Here is a 24,447-nt window from a genome sequence, read left to right as displayed (position 1 = left end):
CTAGTATGGCTTACCCCAGTATGGCGTGATTTAGTAATAACACATGGGTGTTTGCATCGCCTCTTTCAAGGTTTCTTCGCCTAATAGCGTAGATGAAACCTTGCAATAGCTTGTACTTGGCACCATTTCAGGCAGACTCTGTGCCTAATTTTTTATAAAGCTTTTACCCAGCTATCAATAAAGCTATCAGTCAGATCTTTACAAGGTGGTGTCATGGAAACTCGTCATGAGCGTTTGATTATTCTTGGATCCGGCCCGGCAGGCTATACGGCCGCTGTGTATGCAGCACGGGCAAACTTGAAGCCATTGCTGATCACTGGTATCCAGGCGGGAGGACAATTGACCACCACAACGGATGTCGATAACTGGCCGGGCGATGCGCAAGGTGTTCAAGGCCCTGAATTGATGGAGCGCATGAAACAGCACGCTGAACGCTTTAATACCGAAGTGCTGTTTGACCATATCAATGAGGTCAGCTTAGGCGAAAAACCCTTCACGTTGAAAGGCGACAGCGGCATTTATACCTGCGATGCGCTCATTGTCGCCACCGGTGCCAGTGCCCGTTATCTGGGTTTGCCCACCGAGCAGCAGTTTATGGGCCAAGGGGTTTCTGCCTGCGCGACCTGCGATGGCTTTTTCTATCGCAATCAGGAAGTCATTGTCGTCGGTGGTGGTAACACCGCCGTGGAAGAAGCGCTCTATCTCTCTAACATTGCTTCCAAAGTAACGCTGGTCCACCGCCGGGATACGCTGCGGGCAGAAAAGATTCTGCAGGATAAACTGCTTGAGAAAGCCGCCGCCGGCAAGATCGCCCTTGAGTGGTTCCAGGAAGTCGAGGAAGTCCTCGGCGATAACTCGGGCGTTACTGGGGTGCGAGTTAAGTCCACTAAAGATGGTGCCAGCAAAGAGATCCATGCGCCTGGGCTTTTCATCGCCATTGGTCATAGCCCCAACACTGGCATTTTTGAAGGTCAGTTAGCCATGAACGGCGGCTACATCAAGGTAACCTCTGGCCTTGAAGGCAACGCCACCGCCACCAGCGTGCCGGGTGTGTTTGCCTGCGGTGATGTCATGGATCACATTTATCGCCAAGCGATCACCTCTGCCGGTAGCGGTTGCATGGCGGCGCTGGATGCCGAGCGTTATTTAGACGGTATTGCCGGGTAACGTTGCACTCTGCTCTGAAGCGCCTAGCAATCGATAGGCGCTTCATCGATTCTCAGACGGCCCAACTGGCTCAGCACTAGCTTTTTCCCCTGCGACTCTTCGGCACCGTTGCCTGAACAAATAGCAAAACTGCCGTTATAACCGCTGGTATAGCCCAATGAGCTGTAGCGAATGCGCGACCAGCCCCGGCTGTAAGTTACTCGTGTGCCTCGCTCGGCAGGCATAATGTGCAAAATATCGTCGGTTTGAATATTATCTGTTTGATCCCCCTTTACGATCATGAGCTCACCGCCCCATTCGCTACTGCATGCCGTGCGGTCCTCAGCCGCCGGACAAAGCGTGATCTGGCGACGCTGGCTGATGGCCGTATTGCGCGCTAATGAAAACGCGCTTTGTAATCGATTGACTTCGCTGGTCTGCGCGGTTCGCTCACCCAATGCTTGAAAATTAGGTAGCCCCCAGGCAGCCATAATGCCGACTAATAGCAGCGTGATCATTAGCTCAAGCAACGTAAACCCGCTTTCAGGTAGCGTGCGCGCGCCGTTATGGCCATCGTTCATCGCCTCTCCTTACTTGACCTTGTTATTGCCCGCGCTATGCTCAGTGCCCGGTGTCAACGGCCATGATCAGTTGGTGGTTTAATCATCCTAGGCGATAGTCACTATTTTTTATGTAAGCCAAAACGGACAATGTTGTGAGCGATTTCTTAATTATTGGTGGCGGCGTGATCGGCATGATGACGGCGCTACAGTTAGCCGATGCGGGTCAGCAGGTCACGCTGGTGGATCGTGGCGAGTGCGGTAAAGAGGCGTCGTGGGCCGGTGGCGGTATCGTCTCACCGCTTTATCCATGGCGATACGATGCTGCGATATCGCAACTATCCCGCTGGTCAGAAGGGGTTTACCCCTCGTTGGCTTTACGCTTGCTGGAAGAGACAGGCATTGATCCTGAGTATCGCCAAAGAGGGCTGCTCTACCTGAACGTAGATGACGCCGATAGTGCTCTGTGCTGGGCTCGACAGCTGGGCAAACCGCTAGAGCGGGTAGGGGCAGATTTCGTCCGCGATAAAGAGCCTGGCGTGGCAATGGCGGGCGACAGTGCGCTATGGATGCCGACCCTGGGCAGTGTGCGTAACCCGCGCTTAGCCAAAGCGTTGAAGGCGTGGCTAACGGCGATGCCGCAGGTAACGCTGAGAGAGCAGTGCGAGGTCAGTGGCTTTATCCAAAAGGAGGGCCAGGTGGAGGGCGTGGTTAGCTCACAAGGGCCGTTAATCGCTGGGCGCATTGTGGTGTGCGGCGGTGCCTGGGCTGCTCAACTATTGGCGCAGCTGAATGTGCAACTGCCGGTAAGGCCGGTAAAGGGGCAGATGATCGCTTACCAGGCACCCAAAGGGTTAGTGCAGCGTGTGGTGTTAAAAGATGGGCGTTATATTATTCCGCGTGCAGACGGGTTGCTGTTGGTCGGTTCTACGTTAGAGGAAGCTGGATTTGATAAGACCACCGACGCGGCAGCCCTGGCATCGCTAAAACACAGCGCCGAAACCATTCTGCCTGCCTTGGCAACCTGCCCGGTAGCGCATCAATGGGCCGGGCTTCGCCCTGGTTCGCCAGCGGGCATTCCTTTTATCGGCGCCCTTCAAGAATGGCCTAACGTATACATCAATGCGGGGCACTATCGTAATGGCTTGGTATTGGCGCCTGCCTCGACCCATTTATTGGCAGATCAACTGCTTGGGCGCGAGCCATTGATCGACCCCGCGCCTTACCAGCCTACGCCCGAGCGGCTTATCCAGGTTTAAGGCGCGCCGTCTTTATCCTGCTGCTCTTGCAAAAAGCGGTCACGATGGGCGCTGGAGCAGAACCACTGCTCGTGGTCGCGCAGCGCTTCATCTTCGGGTACGTGCACCTCACACCAGCGACAGCGCACCATTTTACCGCCTTCATGGCGATTGACTTGTTTATGCTGTGCTTCATGCTCAAGCTTACGTTGTCGGTAGATGCCGTAGAGCTTTAAACCGGCATAAAATACAACGGCGAAGATAATCAGCCGAATGATCAAGAGGTTCATCCTTATTTTGTCTCCCGAATGAGGGAACTAGGCTTGGGATTGACGCATGGCCTTTGCCAGTTGGCGGCCCTTGCGGGACAATACGACGATGACGGTGTAACCCTATTTCAAAGATTCTCAAGAGATTTTGACGCCCATGCAAGACTTAACGCTGGTAATGGCCCAACTCGATCCTCTGGTCGGGGATATTCCCGGCAATGCCGCACGCGCGATTGAAGCAGTGCGCGAAGCGCGGATTGAGCATGGAGCAGATATTGTTGTCTTTCCTGAGCTTTTTTTGTCGGGCTACCCGCCGGAAGATTTGCTGCTGCGCCCCTCAATGGAAACCCGCCTACGTGAAGCACGCGCGCTAATGGCATCAAAAGTTGCCCGCGATGTGCTGGTGATTATTGGCTACCCAGGGGTTCGTGAAGGTCGCTGTTACAACTTGGCTGGGGTGCTCTACAACGGCCAGTGGGAAGCTGAATACGCCAAGCAGGCGCTGCCTAACTACCAAGTGTTCGATGAGCAGCGCTATTTCACGCCCGGCACTGAAACGCTGGTGTATGAGCATAAAGGCGCCAAACTGGGCATCGTGATCTGCGAAGACCTATGGGATGGCGCGCCGGTTAAGGCCGCCGCGGAAGCGGGCGCTGAGGTGCTGGTCTCCTTGCACGCCTCTCCTTATCACCAGGATAAGCCCGCGGAACGGCTGCGCCTGTTGGAGAAACACGCCCAGGATACGCAGCTTCCAATTGTGTATGTGAACACCATCGGTGGCCAAGATGAACTGGTCTTTGATGGAGGCTCTTGCTGCGTTAACGCCAGCGGTGAGTTACAGGTGCTGGCACCGTATTGGCAGGCAGGCCTGATGCCGGTTCAGTTTTTGCAAACCAGCGCGACGGTGTGGGAACCCCAAGCCGGAGAGATTGACCCGGAGGTAGAACCGGAAGAGAGCCTATACTGTGCGCTCGTGACCGGGCTGCGCGATTACGTCAACAAGAGCGGTTTTGATGGTGTGGTGCTGGGGCTTTCCGGCGGCATTGATTCCGCGCTTTCGCTGGCGATTGCGGTTGACGCACTGGGCCCTCAACGGGTGCAGGCGGTGATGATGCCGTACCACTACACGGCGGATATTTCCAAGCAGGACGCTGCAGAGCAGGCCAATATGCTCGGCGTGCACTACGAGATCATGCCGATTGAACCCATGGTCGACGCCTTTATGGGGACGCTTGCTGAGAGCTTTGCCGGTACGGAACGCGATACCACCGAGGAAAACCTGCAGTCGCGCTGCCGCGGTGTGCTGCTAATGGCGATTTCCAATAAGAAAGGCTTGATGGTGCTGACCACCGGCAACAAGAGCGAAATGGCGGTGGGGTATGCCACGCTGTATGGCGATATGGTGGGCGGCTATAACGCCATTAAGGATGTGTATAAAACCTGGGTTTATCGTCTTGCCCGCTGGCGCAACACGCAATCACCTGCCATTCCTGAGCGGGTGATTGAGCGCCCACCCAGTGCCGAGCTGGCGCCTGATCAGCAAGATAGCGACTCCTTACCCGATTACGACGTGCTCGATGCGATCTTAGTCAGCTACATTGAAGGCGATATGAGCGCTGAGGCAATTATTGCGGCTGGTTTTGACGAGGAAGACGTTTATAAAGTGGTTAAGCTCGTTGACCGCTGCGAGTATAAGCGCCGTCAAGCCCCGATTGGCGTGCGGGTGACGCCACGCGGTTTTGGCCGGGACCGCCGCTACCCGATTGTTAATGGCTGGCAGCCCGGCGCATAAGCCAGGCCTAGCACTAAAGCAAACACAAAAAAACCACGCCGAGGCGTGGTTTTTTTGCGGATGTGTATCGCTTTTATTGTTGCAGCATGTTTATAGGCTTTAATCATCTTGGCCTAAATGCTTGGGTACAAAACGGCTGCCCTGCAGCTGTTCGTGGTCAGGCGCGTTTTCGCGCAGTACAGCTAACACCTCATTGGCGCGATCATCCATGTCCAAGCCTTGATAGCCTTCCACCATGGTGGCTAGGGCATCCCGGGTGGCGCTTGATTCAGGATAGTTTTCGACGACCCAGCGGCCGCGTTCAACTGCTGCCAAATAGGCACCACGGCGCAGGTAATAATCGGCGACATGTAGTTCATGGCGGGCCATTAGCTCACGTAGATAGACGATGCGCTGCTGGGCATCCGGCGCATATTCACTCTGTGGGTAACGCTGGATCAGCTCGCGGAAATCATTGTAAGCATCCCGCGAGGCGCCCAGATCGCGCTTGGAGATGTCGATCAGGCGCAGGCGCTCCAAGCTGAAACGGCCTGCTTGCCACGCCGAAAGGCCGCGAAGATAGTAGGCGTAGTCTACCTGGGGGTGGTCGGGGTGAAGGCGAATAAAGCGGCTGGCCGCTGCCCGGGCTTCTTCCCAATTACTGTTTTCATAGTAGGCATAGATTAGCTCAAGCTGTGCCTGCTCAGCATGGGCGCCAAAGGGATAGCGTGTATCGAGCGCTTCCAAACGCTCAATCGCGATCGGGTAGCGGTTGCTGTCTAAGGCCGTGCGGGCCAACTCATAGAGCTCGCGCTCCTGCACCCCAGCAAATTCATCTTCCTCTTCTTCACTGGTGTCGTTACTCGCACAGCCCGCTAAAAGGGCAAGGCTTAGGGCTAGAGCACCAAAGCGGTTGGCAGCTGAAAAAACGCGCATCTTCATCCTCGTTGCAAACAAGCCTCAATCACCAAAAAGCGGCGATGGCCATAAGTAGAAATGGTAGAATAGGTCGCAGTCCGCCCACTATAAAACACCTCGACATAAAACGCAGGCTTAGCGACGTTTCGTCAGGTGCCGTCAATATTGATTTTTCCATGCTGAGGCTGATTTTTCGCCTTGCTGGGGTTTTTTTCGCGCTTTAAAGAGGTTTTTCATGTCTCGAATAGTTGAAGACACGCAGCGTGTGCCCGCCACACTGGCCGGTGCGCGGTTAGACCAAGCGGCGGCGGAGTTGTTCAGCGATTACTCACGTGAACGCTTAAAAGCGTGGATTAATGCCGGTGAATTAACCGTGGATGGCGTGCAAGCCAAGCCGAAAGCCAAGCTGCACGGTGATGAAGTGTTGGCACTGCAGGCCACCATCGAAGACGATACGCGCTTTGAAGCGCAGGATATCGCGCTGGATATCGTGTATGAAGATGACGCGGTAATCGTCATTAATAAAGCGGCGGGTATGGTCGTTCATCCCGCTGCAGGCAACCCGGATGGCACGCTGCTCAATGCCTTGCTTTACCATCACCCGGCGCTTGCTGAAGTGCCACGTGCGGGTATCGTTCACCGCCTGGATAAAGATACCACCGGCTTGATGATGGTGGCGAAAACGCTACCCGCTCAAACTGTTCTGGTGGATCAGTTGCAGGCACGCAGCGTGTCGCGCCAGTACGACGCGGTGGTGATTGGTAAGCCGGTCTCTGGCAGTACCATTGATGCGCCTATTGGCCGTCATCCGAAAGATCGTAAGCGCCAAGCGGTGACTACAGCAGGTAAGCCAGCCATTACCCATTTCCGTGTGGTCGAACGGTTTCGTGCGCATACTCATGTGCGGTGCAAATTAGAAACCGGGCGTACCCACCAAATTCGGGTACATATGGCCCATGCTCGCTATCCGTTGATTGGTGATCCCATGTATGGCGGCCGTGCCAAGCTGCCGCCAGGCGCTGCGGAGCCATTGAAGGAGATATTGCGCGAGTTTCCGCGTCAGGCGCTACATGCGCGGAAGTTGATTTTCAAGCATCCGGTCAGTGGCGAAACTGTTACTTTTCAGGTCGATCTCCCCGATGATTTGCTAATGTTGTTGGATTACCTGCGCGAAGATAATGAGACGATGAGATGAGCGATGCCATTAATTTAAGGCCGACGCTTTTAATGCCTGACTGGCCAGCGCCGGCCAATGTACGAGCCTTTGTGACCACCCGTGAATCAGGGCCTAGTCAGGGAGATTTCGCCGCTTTTAATACAGCTGCTCATGTTGGCGATAACCCCGACCATGTCGCACTGTGTCGCCGCCTGTTGCAAAAAGAGATCGGGGATGAGCGCCCGCTACTGTGGCTTAATCAGACCCACGGTGCCCGCGTTCAGCAGGTTTTTGAACCTAGCGTCGCCGATGCGGATGCTGCCATTGCTACTTCTAATGAGTACGCCTGTGTGGTGCTGACAGCAGATTGCCTGCCGGTCATGCTGTGCAATCGCGCTGGAACCCAGGTCGCCGTTGCCCATGCGGGGTGGCGTGGTTTGGCAGGTGGAGTGCTGGAGGCGACGATTGCTGCAATGAATACCGATCCCGAGGACATCCTTGTGTGGTTGGGCCCCGCGATTTCCAACGCTCAGTTTGAGGTTGGCCCGGAGGTCTATGGTGCCTTTGTGGCAGTGCATCCTGACATCGCCGACGCTTTTGATCATAGTCCCTACCGGCTGGGTCATTACATGGCCGACTTGTACCGGTTGGCGCGGTTTCGTTTGGAAGCACTAGGCGTAAACAATATAAGTGGCGGCCACTTCTGTACTGCCTGCGAGTCGCGATTCTACTCCTACCGTCGCGATGGCGGTAAAACCGGCCGTATGGCCAGTGTGATCTGGATCAATTAAACCAGTGGTTTGTTCACACACCTCTTGAAAAGCATGGAACTGACGCCATTTAACTTGTCAAGCTAATCGTGGTTTAGCACGTTCAACGACAAGTTGCCGGGTTAGGCGGTGCGTCCAAACGCACGGCACCCCCAGGAGGAATTTCATGCGTTTTGATAAATTTACCGCCAAGCTCCAAAGCGCGATTGCCGAGGCGCAGTCACTGGCCGTTGGTCGCGGCCATAATCAGCTAGATCCCGCTCATTTGCTGCTGGCTCTGCTCGATACCAAAGACACCGGTATTAAAGCCCTGATTGAAAAAGCCGAGGGGAGTCCCTCGCGTCTGCGCGATGGGTTGATACAGCAACTGGATAATTTACCCAAGGTAGGCCAGTTCGATGGTGAAGTGCAGCCATCGCGGGACTTTATCAAGCTGTTCAACTTAACTGACCGTGAAGCGCAAAAGCGCGGCGATCAGTTTATTGCCAGTGAGCTAGTGCTGCTGGCAGCGCTTGAGATGAACTCGGCCCTCACCAAACTGCTGAAAGACTCAGGTATTAATCGCAAATCCCTCGAAGCGGCTATCAATAGCCTACGCGGCGGCGCCACGGTGGACGATGCTAACGCCGAAGATCAGCGTGAAGCGTTGAACAAATACACCATGGATCTTACCCAGCGTGCGCTGGACGGCAAGCTGGATCCGGTGATTGGTCGCGACGACGAAATTCGCCGTACGATTCAAGTACTGCAGCGGCGTACTAAAAACAACCCGGTTTTAATCGGTGAGCCGGGCGTGGGTAAAACCGCCATTGTCGAGGGGTTGGCCCAGCGTATCGTTAACGGCGAAGTGCCTGAAGGGTTAAAAGATAAGCGTGTGCTCTCGCTGGATATGGGCTCGCTGCTGGCGGGCGCCAAGTTCCGAGGTGAGTTTGAAGAACGTCTGAAAGCGGTGCTTAAAGAGCTCTCTCAGGAAGAGGGGCGGGTAATTCTGTTTATCGATGAACTGCACACCATGGTCGGCGCTGGCAAAGCCGAAGGCGCCATGGATGCAGGCAATATGCTTAAGCCTGCGCTTGCTCGTGGCGAGCTGCATTGCGTCGGTGCGACCACGCTTGATGAGTATCGTAAGTATATCGAGAAAGACGCTGCGCTAGAGCGCCGCTTTCAAAAAGTGCTGGTGGATGAGCCTTCCGAAGAGGACACCGTGGCGATTCTGCGCGGCCTGAAAGAGCGCTACGAAGTACACCATGGCGTGGATATTACCGACTCGGCGATTATTGCGGCGGCCAAGCTCTCAACGCGCTATATCTCTGACCGGCAGTTACCAGACAAAGCCATTGACCTGATTGATGAGGCCGCGTCGCGTATTCGTATGGAACTGGACTCAAAGCCAGAGTCGATGGACCGCCTAGATCGCCGCTTGATTCAGCTCAAGATGGAGCGAGAAGCGCTCAAGAAAGAGACCGATGAGGCGAGCAAAAAACGCTTGGAAGCTTTGAGCGCCCAGATTCACGAGCTAGAACGCGAATACGCAGACCTGGATGAAATCTGGAAAGCTGAAAAAGCCAGTATACAGGGGGCGGCTCAGTTTAAAGCCGACCTTGAGCAGGCTCGCCTAGATTTAGAACAGGCGCGTCGTCAGGGTGATCTGGGGCGGATGTCGGAAATTCAGTACGGCAAGATTCCAGCACTCGAAAAGAAAATTGCCGAAAGTGGCGAAGGCGAAGCGGATACCTCAAGCCACCAATTGCTGCGCTCCAACGTGACCGAAGAGGAGATCGCTGAAGTGGTTTCCCGCTGGACGGGTATTCCGGTCTCCAAAATGCTTGAAGGCGAGCGCGATAAACTATTGCGCATGGAAGAGGCGCTGCACGAGCGGGTTATCGGGCAGGATGAAGCCGTTGAGGCGGTGGCGAACGCAGTGCGCCGCTCACGGGCAGGGCTTTCAGATCCCAATCGCCCCAATGGGTCATTCCTCTTCCTCGGCCCTACCGGCGTAGGTAAAACCGAGCTATGTAAGTCGCTGGCCAACTTCCTATTCGATACCGAAGAGGCGATGGTGCGGATCGATATGTCGGAGTTTATGGAGAAGCACTCCGTGGCCCGCTTGATCGGTGCGCCCCCAGGCTACGTCGGCTACGAAGAGGGCGGCTACTTAACCGAGGCCGTACGGCGCAAGCCTTACTCGGTGCTGCTGTTGGATGAGGTGGAGAAAGCGCACCCGGATGTCTTCAATATCCTGCTACAGGTGCTGGAGGATGGCCGCTTGACCGATGGACAGGGTCGCACGGTGGACTTCCGCAATACCGTGATTGTAATGACCTCCAACATGGGCTCGGATATTATCCAACGCATGGGGGGAGATGATAGCGACTATGAAGTAATGAAAAACTTGGTCATGGAGGTGGTGGGTAACCACTTCCGGCCTGAGCTGATTAACCGTATTGATGAAGTGGTGGTTTTCCACGCACTGGGGCAAGAACAGATCCAGGCGATTGCCGGTATTCAGCTGGAGCGCTTGAAGTTGCGCCTGGCTGAGCACGACCTGAAGCTAGAGGTCAGTCCTGAAGCCATGGCGCAATTGGCGGTAGTCGGCTTTGACCCTGTCTATGGGGCGCGGCCACTCAAACGGGCGATTCAAAGCCGTATTGAAAACCCGCTGGCGCAAGACCTGCTGGGGGGTAAATTTACCCCCGGTGATACCATTCATATCACGGCAGAAGAAGGCAAGTTGGTGTTTAGCTAATCATTGGCAACGCCTTTTTGCGCAATTGAATAGGGAAAAAGCCCTGCTAGCGTTGCTGGCGGGGCTTTTTTAATGGCTTCTTGCGACCTTTGTTGCGTTTGGCCCGATCGGAGGTTGACAGGCTGAGGGCGCTAATGGAATCTTGTCGGTTCCTGATTTGCGGGCGCGGACTCAACGGGCAACCCCTAATCCCCGCGCGAAGGGTAGGCGAAGGCCTCTACCCGCCGAAGGACTTCCGGGCTTGGGCTAACCGTCCAACCTGGCCAACGCCCCGACACGGCGAACTGCCGTGATAAGAGTGCAGGCCCTAACCGGGCCATCTGCCAGGGTTTGGCATCAGGTGCCGGCAAGGGCCGGCAGCGGCATACCGCCGCACTCGACACCGTGCCCGTGTGGGTACGGATCGCACTCGAGACCTCCAGGGGAGAAATACAGTGGAACTGCTTTCCGGCGCAGATATGATCGCCCGCTTCTTGCAAGATGAGGGCATCGAATACATTTATGGTTACCCCGGCGGTGCAGCGCTGCATATTTACGATGCGCTCTTCCGCCAGGACAAGGTGAAGCACATTTTGGTGCGTCACGAACAAGCGGCGACTCACGCGGCCGATGGCTATGCTCGCGCCTCGGGCAAAGCGGGCTGCGTGCTCGTCACTTCAGGCCCCGGTGCCACGAATGCCGTTACCGGTATTGCCACGGCCTACATGGATTCCATTCCCATGGTAGTGCTGTGTGGCCAGGTGGCCAGCCACCTGATTGGTGAAGACGCCTTCCAGGAAACCGATATCGTCGGTGTGACACGCCCGATCGTGAAGCATAGCTTCTCAATCCGTCACCCTTCTGAAATCCCGGAAGTGTTGAAAAAGGCGTTCTACCTGGCGTCGACCGGTCGCCCCGGCCCAGTGGTGGTCGATATCCCAAAAGACATGACTGCTCCCACCGAGCGCTACGAATACGTTTACCCGAAAAAGGTAAAGCTACGTTCGTACAACCCGGTAACGCGTGGCCATACTGGTCAGATCAAGAAAGCCGTCGAAATGATGCTGAAGGCCAAGCGCCCAGTGTTTTATACCGGCGGCGGCGTGGTGACGGGCAAAGCCAGCGAAGGCTTGACCGATCTGGTCAAACAGTTGGGTTATCCGATCACCACTACGTTGATGGGCATTGGCGCGTATCCGCAAAGTGATCGTCAGTGCTTGGGCTGGCTAGGTATGCACGGCTCTTATGAGTCGAATATGGCAATGCATCACGCCGACCTGATTATTGCCATTGGGGCGCGCTTTGACGACCGAGTCACCAATAACACGTCGAAGTTTTGCCCGACAGCTAAAATCATTCACGTTGATGTCGATCCAAGCTCGATCTCTAAAACGGTACGTGCCGATGTGCCCATCGTTGGCCCGGCTTCCAGCGTTATCAATGAGATGATCAGCTTGGTGCAGGGGCATAAAATTGCCCATCCTGAAGCTTTGACGGAGTGGTGGGAAAAGATTGACGGCTGGCGTGCCGACCGTGAAGGCAAGCTTTATGAGCCTTCCAAGCCCGGCGAAGCACTTAAGCCCCAGGAAGTGGTCGAAGCGGTTTGCCGGGTGACCCGCGGCGAAGCCTACGTGACAACCGATGTGGGTCAGCACCAGATGTTCGCGGCCCAGTACTACAAGTTTGATAAACCCAGCCGGCTGATTACATCCGGTGGATTGGGCACCATGGGGTTTGGTTTCCCTGCCGCCATGGGTATCAAGCAGAACTTCCCGGATGATGACGTGGTATGTATTACCGGTGAAGGTAGCTTCCAGATGATGATGCAGGAGCTCTCCACCTGTAAGCAGTACGGGGTGGGCGTTAAGATCGTTAATCTTAACAATGCATCGCTGGGCATGGTGCGTCAGTGGCAGGATTTGAACTATAAGTCACGTCATGCACATTCTTACATGGAGTCGCTGCCCGACTTTCATATGTTGATTGAGGCATATGGGTTCACCGCGATTACCGTCAATACGCTTGACGAGCTTGAGCCAGCGCTAGAGCGTGCGTTTGCTGATAAGCATGAGCTGGTGTTTCTTGACGTGAAGGTCGACCCCTTTGAGCACGTCTATCCGATGCAGGTACCGCTAGGTGCCATGCGCGACATGCTGCTGTCTAAAACGGAGCGTACCTGATGCGTCATATCATCTCGATTCTGTTAGAAAACGAACCGGGTGCGCTGTCACGTGTAGTCGGGTTGTTCTCCCAGCGTAACTTCAACATCGAAACGCTGAACGTTGCCCCCACGGAAGACCCTTCGCTGTCGCGCTTAACGGTGACTACCGTGGGCGATGACCGGGTGATTGAGCAGATCACCAAGCATCTTAATAAGCTGATCGATGTGGTGAAACTGGTGGATCTCACCGAAGGTAACCATATCGAACGCGAATTGATGTTGGTCAAGGTGAAGGCGCTTGGTGCGGCGCGTGATGAAGTGAAACGTACGGTGGATATCTTCCGTGCGCAGATCGTCGATGTGACGCCAAGCCTGTACACGGTGCAGATCACCGGCGATGCGGGCAAGCTAGATGCTTTCCTTCAGGCCATGGCGCCGGTGGGTATTCTTGAAGTCGCCCGTACTGGGGTTTCGGGGATTGCCCGGGGTGATAAGGTTTTGTCGCTCTAAGCCCGAAAGTACGCAGCCTTTACAGCTAGCCCTTAAAAGCAAGCACCTAAACGTAAGCATAAGCGTCGCTTCTTTCCCAGAGCGGCGCTTTTTAGTTATTAGCCTGTTAACGCCAGCTCCCACAAGGCATCAATACAGCAATTGGCTGGCTGAGTGGCACTCACCGTGTAGAATGAAAGCGACTACTGTTCCCGTGACTTCACTTTTAATGGATGAAACCTATGACACAGGACGCTCGCGATCAAGAGCACTCAAACTCTGATCAGTCAAATCCAGGCCAGCCTGATACGGCTGAACAGCAAGATAGTACTGACCAATCAGAAGTAGTTGGTAACGAGGATTTGGCGACTGCCTTCTTACGTGAAACCGAAGTGGTTGAGGAAACTGTTGAAGACGGCAAAAAGATTCGCCGCCGTGGTATCTATTTACTCCCTAATTTATTTACCACTTCGGCGCTGTTTGCCGGTTTCTTTGCGGTTGTCGCTGGCATTAATGGTGAGTTTACCTCAGCTGCCGTCGCGATCTTTATTGCGATGGTGCTGGATGGCTTGGATGGCCGTGTTGCGCGAATGACCAATACGCAAAGTGAGTTTGGGGCCGAATACGACAGCTTGGCGGATATGATCTCGTTTGGGATGGCGCCTGCATTAGTCGCTTTTACCTGGATTCTGCAGGATATCGGTAAAACCGGCTGGGTAGTCGCCTTTCTTTATGTTGCCTGTGCCGCGCTTCGCCTAGCGCGCTTCAATGTGCAGATTGGTAGCGTGGATAAAAAATGGTTTATCGGCTTGCCGAGCCCCTCTGCCGCAGCATTGGTAGCCGCGAGTGTATGGACCTTCCATAGCTTTGACGCTGATGCCTTTGGTTTCAAACTGTTGATGTTGGTGGTGGTGGCAGCAGCAGGCGTATTGATGGTGAGTAACATCCGTTATTACAGCTTTAAGGACCTCGATTTTAAAAAGCCGGTACCTTTTGTTGTGCTGTTAGCCATTGTATTGGCGTTTGTGATGATCTCGGTTGAACCTTCAGTAATGCTGCTATTACTGTTTGGTACTTATGTCGCTTCCGGGCCTGTGTTGGCCGTAATGCGCAAAGCAAAACCTAAGAGCTGAAAGTTTTTCCTACTCATTTTAATAAACCTCTTGCCAACCCGGCCGCGAAACCGTAAAGTACGCATCCGCTGCCGGGGACGCCAAGCGTTACCAGCGGTGTATAAGGTATAAAAGCCTTGGTTTGTCAGGAAGTTAGCGCATTTTTTATCGCTCGCTTCACCCGCTAAACACAGCGGTTGACAACCACCAGGAAATGCGTAGAATACGCCTTCCTCGCTGCGGCAAGCCAGTTCAACGGCTCGCCAGTCAAGCACAGCGAAACAGCTCTTTAACAATTTGATCAGGTAATTCATGTGGGCGCTTGCTGACGTTGGTGACAAATCACCAAATATCAAGGCAAGCGGTCATGACAATGTAAATTGAAATGAATTCGTTTGAACCTTGAGCCAAGTTTGATCCGCTTTTGCTGCCTTCGGCTAGTTCGTAGGTAAGCGAGTAAGGATCACAATGATTGTAAACTGAAGAGTTTGATCATGGCTCAGATTGAACGCTGGCGGCAGGCCTAACACATGCAAGTCGAGCGGTAACAGATCTAGCTTGCTAGATGCTGACGAGCGGCGGACGGGTGAGTAATGCATAGGAATCTGCCCGATAGTGGGGGATAACCTGGGGAAACCCAGGCTAATACCGCATACGTCCTACGGGAGAAAGGGGGCTTCGGCTCCCGCTATTGGATGAGCCTATGTCGGATTAGCTAGTTGGTAAGGTAATGGCTTACCAAGGCGACGATCCGTAGCTGGTCTGAGAGGATGATCAGCCACATCGGGACTGAGACACGGCCCGAACTCCTACGGGAGGCAGCAGTGGGGAATATTGGACAATGGGGGCAACCCTGATCCAGCCATGCCGCGTGTGTGAAGAAGGCCCTCGGGTTGTAAAGCACTTTCAGCGAGGAAGAACGCCTGTCGGTTAATACCCGGCAGGAAAGACATCACTCGCAGAAGAAGCACCGGCTAACTCCGTGCCAGCAGCCGCGGTAATACGGAGGGTGCAAGCGTTAATCGGAATTACTGGGCGTAAAGCGCGCGTAGGTGGCTTGATAAGCCGGTTGTGAAAGCCCCGGGCTCAACCTGGGAACGGCATCCGGAACTGTCAGGCTAGAGTGCAGGAGAGGAAGGTAGAATTCCCGGTGTAGCGGTGAAATGCGTAGAGATCGGGAGGAATACCAGTGGCGAAGGCGGCCTTCTGGACTGACACTGACACTGAGGTGCGAAAGCGTGGGTAGCAAACAGGATTAGATACCCTGGTAGTCCACGCCGTAAACGATGTCGACCAGCCGTTGGGTGCCTAGCGCACTTTGTGGCGAAGTTAACGCGATAAGTCGACCGCCTGGGGAGTACGGCCGCAAGGTTAAAACTCAAATGAATTGACGGGGGCCCGCACAAGCGGTGGAGCATGTGGTTTAATTCGATGCAACGCGAAGAACCTTACCTACCCTTGACATCCTGCGAATTTGGTAGAGATACCTTAGTGCCTTCGGGAACGCAGAGACAGGTGCTGCATGGCTGTCGTCAGCTCGTGTTGTGAAATGTTGGGTTAAGTCCCGTAACGAGCGCAACCCTTGTCCTTATTTGCCAGCACGTAATGGTGGGAACTCTAAGGAGACTGCCGGTGACAAACCGGAGGAAGGTGGGGACGACGTCAAGTCATCATGGCCCTTACGGGTAGGGCTACACACGTGCTACAATGGCCGGTACAAAGGGCTGCGAGCTCGCGAGAGTCAGCGAATCCCTTAAAGCCGGTCTCAGTCCGGATCGGAGTCTGCAACTCGACTCCGTGAAGTCGGAATCGCTAGTAATCGTGAATCAGAATGTCACGGTGAATACGTTCCCGGGCCTTGTACACACCGCCCGTCACACCATGGGAGTGGACTGCACCAGAAGTGGTTAGCCTAACGCAAGAGGGCGATCACCACGGTGTGGTTCATGACTGGGGTGAAGTCGTAACAAGGTAGCCGTAGGGGAACCTGCGGCTGGATCACCTCCTTAAACGATGCGTCACAGTTAGTAAGCGTCCACAATGAATTACCTGATCAAAGATAGAGCAAACGGTAGTTAGTTTAGCTGTTACGTGCTTTTTAAGCGTGATGGTTAAATAGCCGGGTCTGTAGCTCAGTTGGTTAGAGCGCACCCCTGATAAGGGTGAGGTCGGCAGTTCAAGTCTGCCCAGACCCACCAAATTTTATCCATTCCTACGTTATTTTATACCTCGCATAGCAGGCTATGCATCGCTATAAAATGCCTTGGCATGAATAAAATTACCCGGAAAAAGCAGAGCGTTAATGGGGCCATAGCTCAGCTGGGAGAGCGCCTGCCTTGCACGCAGGAGGTCAGCGGTTCGATCCCGCTTGGCTCCACCATTACGTTGCTACGCTGTTTTACCTTAAGTACCGTTTGTGAATGTTTCGTGACCACTGATAAGTCGCTGTGCTGTAACTGCTGTTTTAGTTATCGCCCGCCGCTTTATCACTGTTCATTGAACAGCTGCTCTTTAACAATGTATATCATGCTGACAAGAACACTTCGCAAGAAGTGCTTCTTAAATTGTGATACGCGTCAGCGTATCCGGCAAAATGAAACGTGATCATTGCGAGTCCAGACTCCTTCGGGTTATAGGGTCAAGCAATGAAGCGCACACGGTGGATGCCTAGGCAGCCAGAGGCGATGAAAGACGTGGTAGCCTGCGATAAGGCTCGGTGAGGTGGCAACAACCTGTGACCCGGGCATTTCTGAATGGGGAAACCCACCGATCATAAGATCGGTATCGTGCACTGAATACATAGGTGTACGAGGCGAACCAGGGGAACTGAAACATCTAAGTACCCTGAGGAAAAGAAATCAACCGAGATTCCCCTAGTAGCGGCGAGCGAACGGGGACCAGCCCTTAAGCATGTGACTGATTAGGCGAACACGCTGGGAAGCGTGGCCGTAGCGGGTGATAGCCCCGTAGTCGAAAATCTGATCATGTGAAATCGAGTAGGTCGGGGCACGAGAAACCTTGACTGAAGACGGGGGGACCATCCTCCAAGGCTAAATACTCCTGGCTGACCGATAGTGAACCAGTACCGTGAGGGAAAGGCGAAAAGAACCCCGGAGAGGGGAGTGAAATAGATCCTGAAACCGTGTGCGTACAAGCAGTAGGAGCAGACTTGTTCTGTGACTGCGTACCTTTTGTATAATGGGTCAGCGACTTATATTCAGTGGCGAGGTTAACCGTATAGGGGAGCCGTAGGGAAACCGAGTCTTAACTGGGCGACACAGTCGCTGGATATAGACCCGAAACCGAGCGATCTATCCATGAGCAGGGTGAAGGTTGAGTAACATCAACTGGAGGCCCGAACCAGGATCTGTTGAAAAAGATTTGGATGACTTGTGGATCGGAGTGAAAGGCTAATCAAGCTCGGAGATAGCTGGTTCTCCTCGAAAGCTATTTAGGTAGCGCCTCATGTAGTACCGCCGGGGGTAGAGCACTGTTTCGGCTAGGGGGTCATCCCGACTTACCAACCCGAGGCAAACTCCGAATACCGGTGAGTAACGCGTGGGAGACACACGGCGGGTGCTAACGTCCGTCGTGAAAAGGGAAACAACCCAGACCGTCAGCTAAGGTCCCGAAATCCTGGTTAAGTGGGAAACGATGTGGGAAGGCTCAGACAGCTAGGAGGTTGGCTTAGAAGCAGCCATCCTTTAAAGAAAGCGTAATAGCTCACTAGTCGAGTCGGCCTGCGCGGAAGATGTAACGGGGCTAAACCAGGTACCGAAGCTACGGGTTCATCCTTTTAGGATGAGCGGTAGAGGAGCGTCGTGTACGCCAATGAAGGTGGATTGAGAAGTCTGCTGGAGGTATCACGAGTGCGAATGCTGACATGAGTAACGATAAAGGGAGTGAAAAACTCCCTCGCCGGAAGACCAAGGGTTTCTGTTCGACGCTAATCGGAGCAGAGTGAGTCGGCCCCTAAGGCGAGGCCGAAAGGCGTAGTCGATGGGAAACGGGTCAATATTCCCGTACCGGACATGGTTGCGATGGGGGGACGAAGAAGGCTAGGTGAGCCAGGCGTTGGTTGTCCTGGTGAAAGTGAGTAGGCTGAGGGTTTAGGTAAATCCGGACCCTTTTCAGGCCGAGACACGAAACGAACTGACCACGGTCAGGAAGTCACTGATGCCACGCTTCCAGGAAAAGCCTCTAAGCTTCAGATCATGTGCGACCGTACCCCAAACCGACACAGGTGGTCAGGGAGAGAATCCCAAGGCGCTTGAGAGAACTCGGGTGAAGGAACTAGGCAAAATGGTGCCGTAACTTCGGGAGAAGGCACGCCGGCGTAGGGTGATGAGACTTGCTCTCTAAGCCCGAACCGGTCGAAGATACCAGGTGGCTGCAACTGTTTATTAAAAACACAGCACTCTGCTAACGCGCAAGCGGACGTATAGGGTGTGACGCCTGCCCGGTGCCGGAAGGTTAAATGATGGTGTTAGCCGCAAGGCGAAGCTCTTGATTGAAGCCCCGGTAAACGGCGGCCGTAACTATAACGGTCCTAAGGTAGCGAAATTCCTTGTCGGGTAAGTTCCGACCTGCACGAATGGCGTAATGATGGCCACGCTGTCTCCACCCGAGACTCAGTGAAATTGAAATCGCCGTGAAGATGCGGTGTACCCGCGGCTAGACGGAAAGACCCCGTGAACCTTTACTATAGCTTCACACTGGACGCTGATGTTGCCTGTGTAGGATAGCTGGGAGGCTTTGAACTTTGGACGCCAGTTCGAAGGGAGCCAACCTTGAAATACCAGCCTGGCATCATTGGCGTTCTCACTCAGGTCCGTTATCCGGATCGAGGACAGTGTGTGGTGGGTAGTTTGACTGGGGCGGTCTCCTCCTAAAGAGTAACGGAGGAGCACGAAGGTACCCTCAGCACGGTCGGACATCGTGCATTGAGTGCAAGAGCATAAGGGTGCTTGACTGCGAGACAGACACGTCGAGCAGGTGCGAAAGCAGGTTCTAGTGATCCGGTGGTTCTGTATGGAAGGGCCATCGCTCAACGGATAAAAGGTACTCCGGGGATAACAGGCTGATACCGCCCAAGAGTTCACATCGACGGCGGTGTTTGGCACCTCGATGTCGGCTCATCACATCCTGGGGCTGAAGTCGGTCCCAAGGGTATGGCTGTTCGCCATTTAAAGTGGTACGCGAGCTGGGTTTAGAACGTCGTGAGACAGTTCGGTCCCTATCTGCCGTGGGCGTTGGATGTTTGAGAAGGGCTGCTCCTAGTACGAGAGGACCGGAGTGGACGACCCTCTGGTGTTCCGGTTGTCACGCCAGTGGCATTGCCGGGTAGCTATGGTCGGACGGGATAACCGCTGAAAGCATCTAAGCGGGAAGCCCCCTTCAAGATGAGACATCCCTGAGGCCTAGAGCCTCCTGAAGGGCCCAGCGAGACCAGCTGGTTGATAGGCACGGTGTGGAAGCGCTGCAAGGCGTTGAGCTAACGTGTACTAATGGCCCGTGAGGCTTGACCCTATAACACCCAAGGGGTCTGGTCGCGATGATGACGAAGAAACCGGATACGCAGCGTGTGGCCTGACTCGATAAGAGCCCAGGCAGCACGATGAGACGATCACAATTTAGCAAGTACGCTTCAGCATGATGTACATAGCCAGTTACGCCTGACGACCATAGCACGCGTGAACCACCTGATCCCTTGCCGAACTCAGCAGTGAAACCGCTTAGCGCCGATGGTAGTGTGGGGTCTCCCCATGCGAGAGTAGGTCATTGTCAGGCACTTATACCGCAGAAAACCCAGCCACCCGGCTGGGTTTTTTGTTGGGCGCTAGGCATGTATGGCGCGTAGCACCTTTTAGCCCAACTTATTTATGAGGCGGGCTTAATGCTCTTCTTGGGTTTCTGTGGTACTGAACCATCGATCCGATGAAGTTTTGATGTACTTCGCGACTATGAAGCTAAGCCCGCTTTTCAAGCTCTTTAGATAAAGAGCTTGAAATAGCAATCATCGCTTTGCAGGCTGTAACCTATTGCGATTTACTAGCGAGATGAAAAACCTCTCTGGCACGGGTTGGCCAAGTTTTTTCGAGCATGTAAAAGGACATATGCTGACCGAGCTGGATTTTAAACTGATTTGGCCGTGGGCTGAATACCATTAAGTCCGATGCGCAGGACTATAATGTTATATGTTTTAATATGAGCCGAGTCTACAGAACTACATTGGTATAACAATGTAGTTACGCTCAGGTTTGTGCCTCCCCTTAATGTTTCTTAAGTCGACACAGCTTATACCCTAAACCCCTCAACAATATGCTCGGCCAGGCTATCGATGATCGGCGATTGGGTGGAAGAGGTACGCAGTAGGACAATGGACGCCTCTGGCAGGGGAGGAAAGCCTTCTTTTTCGCCCAGTACCTGCATGTCGGGGGTGACCAAGCTATTCATCCACGCTGAAACGGCTAGTCCGGCGCTCACCACGGCTTGTAGCGTGGCCAAGCTTGGGCTGCTGTAAGCCACCCGGTAACCCGTTCCTGCACGGTCGAGCGCATTGCAGGCGTGGCGACGGCAGAAGCAGGGTGCTTCAAACATGGCAAGCGGCAGCGGCGAAAGCAAATGAGTACTGTGGCTTGCCGCGGACACCCATACGGTTGATTCACGCCGTAACAGAGTGCCAATTTCATCTCCCACCTCGCGGGTAACGATGCTTAGATCGAGCCGTTCATCTTGTTGCTGTAATAGCACCGATGAAGGCGCGCAGTGCACATCGACATCAATCATCGGCCACGCCTGGGAAAAAGACTTCAAGATACCGGGCAGAAAGCGCATCACGTAGTCATCCGGCACGCCCAGTCGCACACGGCCCACCATGTCAGGTTCGCGCAGCACATTGAGTGCTTCGCTATGCAGATCAAGAATGCGCCGCGCGTAGCCAAGCAACGTATGGCCTTCACTGGTCAACTGCAGCGGCTTGCTTTGGCGTAGAAACAGCGGGCGCTGAATAACATCCTCTTCCAGTCGCTTGATTTGCATGCTGACGGCGGATTGAGTGCGGTTTACCGTCTGAGCGGCGCGGGTAAATCCGCCCTGGTCGACTATCGCCACAAAGGTACGCAGCAGCTCATGATCGATGGTGGGTAGTGTCGCCATGGTTATCAATCTTTTTGATGTTGGGTATAAGAAGTATTCGTTGGATTGATTTTAGGCACTGTTCAATACTTCCTTCAACACTTATTCACTACGCCGTTGTTGACGGCGAAGGGAGGTTGAAATGGAGCGCTCGATAGCCTGTTTACAGCACAGTCAGTGTCCTTTACAGAATGAACAATGCCAGTCAATTAAACAGGAACAATCCAGAATTACCTGGGGAGAAAAGTTCTATCGCTGGCGCCAATTGCGTCGCGAGCGGGATAGCTTGCGCCATTTGAGCGACGATATGTTGAAAGATATTGGCCTCAGCCGCGATGACGTGCAGCGCGAGTCACGCCGCCCGTTCTGGGATGACCGCGGGTGGCGCCGCTGATGTCGCAAGTCATGCCAGCCACGGCGGGATTGTGATACCTTGTTGGCACTTAAAAATGCTGCATGAGTTAGTTGTAATTTATGGATGTCAATCAGCGTATTATTTCCCGCCTAGCGACTGAGCTAGGCGTACGTCCCGAGCAAGTATCCGCCACGGTGGAGTTGCTCGATGGTGGCGCCACGGTGCCGTTTATTGCTCGTTACCGTAAAGAAATCACCGGCGCGCTGGACGATATTCAACTGCGCCAATTAGATGAACGCTTGCGCTATCTGCGTGAGCTTGAAGAGCGTCGTGCCGCGGTGCTTGTCGCCATCGATGAGCAGGGCAAGCTGGACGGCCCGCTGAAAGCGAGTATTGACGCTGCTGAAACAAAGCAGCGACTGGAAGATTTATACCTACCGTTCAAGAAAAAGCGTCGCACCAAAGCTCAGATTGCGCGCGAAGCCGGGCTTGAGCCACTGGCGGATGCGCTGCATGCCGATCCAACGCTTAACCCGGAAAGCGAAGCTGAGAAGTATCTGCGTCCAGCAGAGGGCGATATCCCCGCCATTGAAGATGCCAAGGCCGCGCTGGATGGCGCCAAGCAGATTCTGATGGAGCGCTTCGCCGAAGACCCCGAACTGATCGGCCAACTGCGTGAACGGCTTTGGCAAGAGGGCGAACTCAGCGCCCGCGTGCTGGAAGGCAAGCAGCAGGAAGGCGCTAAGTTCTCCGACTACTTCGAGCACGACGAAAAGCTCGCCAAAGCGCCTTCTCACCGCGCTTTGGCAATGTTCCGTGCCCGCAACGAAGGCGTATTGAGTCTGTCGATTCGTCTACCCGGCGAAGACGACGCCCCTATTCATCCTGCCCAGTTAGCGATTGCCAAGCAGTTTGGTATTAGCGACCAGGGCCGTGCGGCGGATAAATGGTTAGCCGAAGTCGTACGTTGGACCTGGCGTGTGAAGCTCTACACTGCGCTTGAAACCGAGCTATTGGGTCGCTTACGTGAACAGGCAGAGCTCACCGCTATTGAAGTGTTCGCGGCAAATCTAAAAGACCTGCTGCTAGCCGCACCGGCGGGGCAGAAAGTGACGCTTGCCATCGACCCCGGCCAGCGCACCGGCTGTAAGGTCGCGGTGATCGATGCCACCGGGCAGTTTGTCGACCACACCACCATCTACCCCCACGCGCCACAAAACCGCTGGGACGAGTCTCTCAGCGTGCTCGCTAAATTAGCGCAACAGCATGGCGTGCAACTCATTGCCGTGGGTAATGGTACCGCCAGCCGCGAAACCGATAAGCTGGCGGGGGAGTTGCTTAAAGCGCTGGCGCCTGAGTATCGGTTAAGCAAAGTGATGGTCTCGGAGGCGGGGGCGTCGGTTTACTCTGCGTCCGAATACGCTTCACGAGAAATGCCGGACCTCGACGTGACCGTTCGTGGCGCTGTCTCCATCGGCCGTCGTCTCCAAGACCCGCTTGCCGAGCTGGTTAAAATCGAGCCCAAATCCATCGGCGTGGGCCAGTATCAGCACGATGTTTCCCAGGTACAGCTATCGCGTAGTCTGGAAGTCGTGATTGAAGACTGTGTAAACGCCGTCGGCGTCGATCTGAACACCGCCTCCAGTGCACTGCTTTCACGGGTGGCGGGATTAAGTGCTGCGCTGGCGGAAAATATTGTTGCCCAGCGCAACGTAAAGGGTGCCTTCAAGAGCCGTAAAGAGCTGTTAGAAGTAAGCCGACTAGGCGCGAAAACCTTTGAACAGTGCGCCGGTTTCTTGCGCATAAATAACGCTGACAATCCCCTGGATGGCAGCGCCGTTCACCCTGAAGCCTACCCCCTGGTAGAGCGGATCGCCAAGCAGAACGGTCGGGAAGTTCGCGGTTTGATCGGCGACAGTGCTGCGCTAAAAGCGTTAAAGCCTGCCGACTTTGCCGATGAGCGCTTTGGTGTGCCCACGGTGAGCGATATCTTGAAAGAGCTGGATAAGCCTGGTCGCGATCCGCGCCCGGAATTTAAGGCGGCCGAGTTCCGCGAAGGGGTCGAAACACTTAACGATCTTAAACCCTCGATGGTGCTCGAAGGTACGGTCACCAACGTGACACACTTTGGTGCTTTTGTGGATATCGGTGTCCATCAGGATGGCTTGGTGCATATCTCAGCACTGTCGGACCGCTTTATCGACGACCCACGCAGTGTGGTCAAGGCGGGGGATATTGTGACGGTTAAAGTCATGAGCATTGATATTCCCCGCAAGCGGGTTGGGCTATCCATGCGTCTGGATGACCAGCCAGAGGCCGAAAACGATACGAGGGGCGGTGCTAACAAAAACAATGGCTCGCCTACGGATCAGCATAATGCAAACCGTAAATCGTCTCGCGGCCAGCGTCATAGGGCTAAGCCTGCTGAAGCGGAAGCGCCCATGGGCGCGCTCGGTGCTGCGTTGCTAAAAGCACGCGGCGGCAAATAGTCGCGCGCCTTAAAATAGCTGTACCTTGAAAAAAGCCATATCTTGAAAAAAACACGGTTGCCGCCATATCCTGTTTTCTATTTTGAGACAGCGATGATGGCGATGCCACCTGACTACACCAAGGTCCGCTCACAGCGGGCTTTACTGACAA

Annotated in this window: 16 protein-coding genes, 2 tRNA genes and 3 rRNA genes; 17 read left to right on the top strand and 4 right to left on the bottom strand. The window is 54.4% G+C overall.

The genetic code is table 11. The annotated features are described in order from the left end of the window. Positions 1-213: 213 nt before the first annotated feature. Positions 214-1,167: a thioredoxin-disulfide reductase gene (gene trxB, locus Q3Y66_RS16245; RefSeq protein WP_008959226.1), complete on the top strand. Its 954-nt coding sequence runs from the start codon at positions 214-216 to the stop codon at positions 1,165-1,167. A 23-nt stretch (positions 1,168-1,190) separates the two neighbouring features. Here trxB and Q3Y66_RS16240 read toward each other — a convergent pair whose 3' ends face one another. After that, complete coding sequence (locus tag Q3Y66_RS16240) at positions 1,191-1,727, bottom strand: GspH/FimT family pseudopilin (RefSeq protein ID WP_008959225.1); 537 nt, start codon at positions 1,725-1,727, stop codon at positions 1,191-1,193. Between the two features lie 134 nt (positions 1,728-1,861). Between Q3Y66_RS16240 and thiO the strand changes: the two genes are divergently transcribed. After that, positions 1,862-2,965: a glycine oxidase ThiO gene (gene thiO, locus Q3Y66_RS16235; protein WP_008959224.1), complete on the top strand. Its 1,104-nt coding sequence runs from the start codon at positions 1,862-1,864 to the stop codon at positions 2,963-2,965. Here the strand turns inward: thiO and Q3Y66_RS16230 are convergent. Further along, on the bottom strand, positions 2,962-3,234 hold the full coding sequence (locus Q3Y66_RS16230) for a PP0621 family protein (protein ID WP_008959223.1): 273 nt from the start codon (positions 3,232-3,234) through the stop codon (positions 2,962-2,964). The genes thiO and Q3Y66_RS16230 overlap by 4 nt on opposite strands. 136 nt (positions 3,235-3,370) lie before the next feature. Between Q3Y66_RS16230 and Q3Y66_RS16225 the strand changes: the two genes are divergently transcribed. Further along, positions 3,371-5,005 carry an NAD+ synthase gene (locus Q3Y66_RS16225; protein WP_008959222.1) on the top strand — a complete coding sequence of 545 codons (1,635 nt, stop codon included), beginning with the start codon at positions 3,371-3,373 and terminating at the stop codon, positions 5,003-5,005. A gap of 99 nt (positions 5,006-5,104) precedes the next feature. On the opposite strand, the gene Q3Y66_RS16220 is transcribed toward Q3Y66_RS16225, so the two are convergent. After that, the gene (locus Q3Y66_RS16220) at positions 5,105-5,920 is read right to left on the bottom strand and encodes an outer membrane protein assembly factor BamD (protein WP_008959221.1); all 816 of its coding nucleotides are present in this window, start codon (positions 5,918-5,920) and stop codon (positions 5,105-5,107) included. A 217-nt stretch (positions 5,921-6,137) separates the two neighbouring features. Here Q3Y66_RS16220 and rluD point away from each other — a divergent pair, with 217 nt between their 5' ends. The 12 genes from rluD (at position 6,138) to Q3Y66_RS16160 (ending at position 20,485) form a co-directional block, all read left to right on the top strand. Further along, positions 6,138-7,097 carry a 23S rRNA pseudouridine(1911/1915/1917) synthase RluD gene (gene rluD, locus Q3Y66_RS16215; protein WP_008959220.1) on the top strand — a complete coding sequence of 320 codons (960 nt, stop codon included), beginning with the start codon at positions 6,138-6,140 and terminating at the stop codon, positions 7,095-7,097. Then, on the top strand, positions 7,094-7,849 hold the full coding sequence (gene pgeF, locus Q3Y66_RS16210) for a peptidoglycan editing factor PgeF (protein ID WP_008959219.1): 756 nt from the start codon (positions 7,094-7,096) through the stop codon (positions 7,847-7,849). The genes rluD and pgeF overlap by 4 nt, the downstream gene beginning before the upstream one ends. A gap of 145 nt (positions 7,850-7,994) precedes the next feature. Further along, positions 7,995-10,574, top strand: coding sequence for an ATP-dependent chaperone ClpB (gene clpB, locus Q3Y66_RS16205; RefSeq protein WP_008959218.1), 2,580 nt, complete (start codon positions 7,995-7,997; stop codon positions 10,572-10,574). A 434-nt stretch (positions 10,575-11,008) separates the two neighbouring features. Then, a complete protein-coding gene (locus Q3Y66_RS16200; RefSeq protein WP_008959217.1) occupies positions 11,009-12,733 on the top strand; it encodes an acetolactate synthase 3 large subunit in 1,725 nt (574 codons plus the stop codon). Further along, entirely contained in the window at positions 12,733-13,224 is a 492-nt protein-coding gene (ilvN, locus tag Q3Y66_RS16195) for an acetolactate synthase small subunit (RefSeq protein WP_007113940.1), read from the top strand. Before Q3Y66_RS16200 ends, ilvN begins: the two co-directional genes overlap by 1 nt. A gap of 221 nt (positions 13,225-13,445) precedes the next feature. Then, the gene (gene pssA / locus Q3Y66_RS16190) at positions 13,446-14,336 is read left to right on the top strand and encodes a CDP-diacylglycerol--serine O-phosphatidyltransferase (RefSeq protein ID WP_008959216.1); all 891 of its coding nucleotides are present in this window, start codon (positions 13,446-13,448) and stop codon (positions 14,334-14,336) included. 455 nt (positions 14,337-14,791) lie between these two features. After that, a 16S ribosomal RNA gene (locus Q3Y66_RS16185) occupies positions 14,792-16,324 on the top strand. A gap of 112 nt (positions 16,325-16,436) precedes the next feature. Next, positions 16,437-16,513, top strand: a tRNA-Ile gene (locus Q3Y66_RS16180). A 106-nt stretch (positions 16,514-16,619) separates the two neighbouring features. Then, a tRNA-Ala gene (locus Q3Y66_RS16175) sits at positions 16,620-16,695 on the top strand. A 256-nt stretch (positions 16,696-16,951) separates the two neighbouring features. Beyond that, a 23S ribosomal RNA gene (locus Q3Y66_RS16170) occupies positions 16,952-19,844 on the top strand. A gap of 145 nt (positions 19,845-19,989) precedes the next feature. After that, positions 19,990-20,105, top strand: a 5S ribosomal RNA gene (gene rrf / locus Q3Y66_RS16165). Together the 16S, 23S and 5S rRNA genes with 2 tRNA genes alongside form the textbook arrangement of a ribosomal RNA operon. Positions 20,106-20,374: 269 nt before the next feature. Continuing rightward, positions 20,375-20,485, top strand: coding sequence for a peptide-methionine (R)-S-oxide reductase (locus Q3Y66_RS16160; RefSeq protein WP_238528496.1), 111 nt, complete (start codon positions 20,375-20,377; stop codon positions 20,483-20,485). Positions 20,486-20,612: 127 nt separating this feature from the next. Here the strand turns inward: Q3Y66_RS16160 and Q3Y66_RS16155 are convergent, their stop codons facing one another. Next, positions 20,613-21,473: a LysR substrate-binding domain-containing protein gene (locus tag Q3Y66_RS16155; protein ID WP_008957653.1), complete on the bottom strand. Its 861-nt coding sequence runs from the start codon at positions 21,471-21,473 to the stop codon at positions 20,613-20,615. A gap of 121 nt (positions 21,474-21,594) precedes the next feature. Between Q3Y66_RS16155 and Q3Y66_RS16150 the strand changes: the two genes are divergently transcribed. After that, entirely contained in the window at positions 21,595-21,846 is a 252-nt protein-coding gene (locus tag Q3Y66_RS16150) for a DUF1127 domain-containing protein (protein WP_008957652.1), read from the top strand. Between the two features lie 80 nt (positions 21,847-21,926). Next, complete coding sequence (locus tag Q3Y66_RS16145; RefSeq protein ID WP_008957651.1) at positions 21,927-24,296, top strand: Tex family protein; 2,370 nt, start codon at positions 21,927-21,929, stop codon at positions 24,294-24,296. The last annotated feature ends 151 nt before the right edge of the window (positions 24,297-24,447 follow it).

Origin of the sequence: Halomonas sp. HAL1 (genome assembly GCF_030544485.1) — a bacterium.
In the GTDB taxonomy this organism is placed as follows: Bacteria; Pseudomonadota; Gammaproteobacteria; order Pseudomonadales; family Halomonadaceae; genus Vreelandella; species Vreelandella arctica.
Note: the sequence above shows the minus strand (reverse complement) of the source record. Positions and strands in the feature narration are given on the sequence as shown.

What these genes read in the sequence shown, in the direction of transcription:
- pgeF (WP_008959219.1), top strand. Translation starts at nt 7,094, where the DNA reads ATGAGCGATGCCATTAATTTAAGGCCGACGCTTTTAATGCCTGACTGG.
- Q3Y66_RS16240 (WP_008959225.1), bottom strand. Translation starts at nt 1,727, where the DNA reads ATGAACGATGGCCATAACGGCGCGCGCACGCTACCTGAAAGCGGGTTT.
- ilvN (WP_007113940.1), top strand. Translation starts at nt 12,733, where the DNA reads ATGCGTCATATCATCTCGATTCTGTTAGAAAACGAACCGGGTGCGCTG.
- Q3Y66_RS16220 (WP_008959221.1), bottom strand. Translation starts at nt 5,920, where the DNA reads ATGCGCGTTTTTTCAGCTGCCAACCGCTTTGGTGCTCTAGCCCTAAGC.
- Q3Y66_RS16160 (WP_238528496.1), top strand. Translation starts at nt 20,375, where the DNA reads ATGAAAAACCTCTCTGGCACGGGTTGGCCAAGTTTTTTCGAGCATGTA.
- trxB (WP_008959226.1), top strand. Translation starts at nt 214, where the DNA reads ATGGAAACTCGTCATGAGCGTTTGATTATTCTTGGATCCGGCCCGGCA.
- clpB (WP_008959218.1), top strand. Translation starts at nt 7,995, where the DNA reads ATGCGTTTTGATAAATTTACCGCCAAGCTCCAAAGCGCGATTGCCGAG.
- Q3Y66_RS16150 (WP_008957652.1), top strand. Translation starts at nt 21,595, where the DNA reads ATGGAGCGCTCGATAGCCTGTTTACAGCACAGTCAGTGTCCTTTACAG.
- Q3Y66_RS16230 (WP_008959223.1), bottom strand. Translation starts at nt 3,234, where the DNA reads ATGAACCTCTTGATCATTCGGCTGATTATCTTCGCCGTTGTATTTTAT.
- Q3Y66_RS16155 (WP_008957653.1), bottom strand. Translation starts at nt 21,473, where the DNA reads ATGGCGACACTACCCACCATCGATCATGAGCTGCTGCGTACCTTTGTG.
- Q3Y66_RS16145 (WP_008957651.1), top strand. Translation starts at nt 21,927, where the DNA reads ATGGATGTCAATCAGCGTATTATTTCCCGCCTAGCGACTGAGCTAGGC.
- pssA (WP_008959216.1), top strand. Translation starts at nt 13,446, where the DNA reads ATGACACAGGACGCTCGCGATCAAGAGCACTCAAACTCTGATCAGTCA.
- Q3Y66_RS16225 (WP_008959222.1), top strand. Translation starts at nt 3,371, where the DNA reads ATGCAAGACTTAACGCTGGTAATGGCCCAACTCGATCCTCTGGTCGGG.
- rluD (WP_008959220.1), top strand. Translation starts at nt 6,138, where the DNA reads ATGTCTCGAATAGTTGAAGACACGCAGCGTGTGCCCGCCACACTGGCC.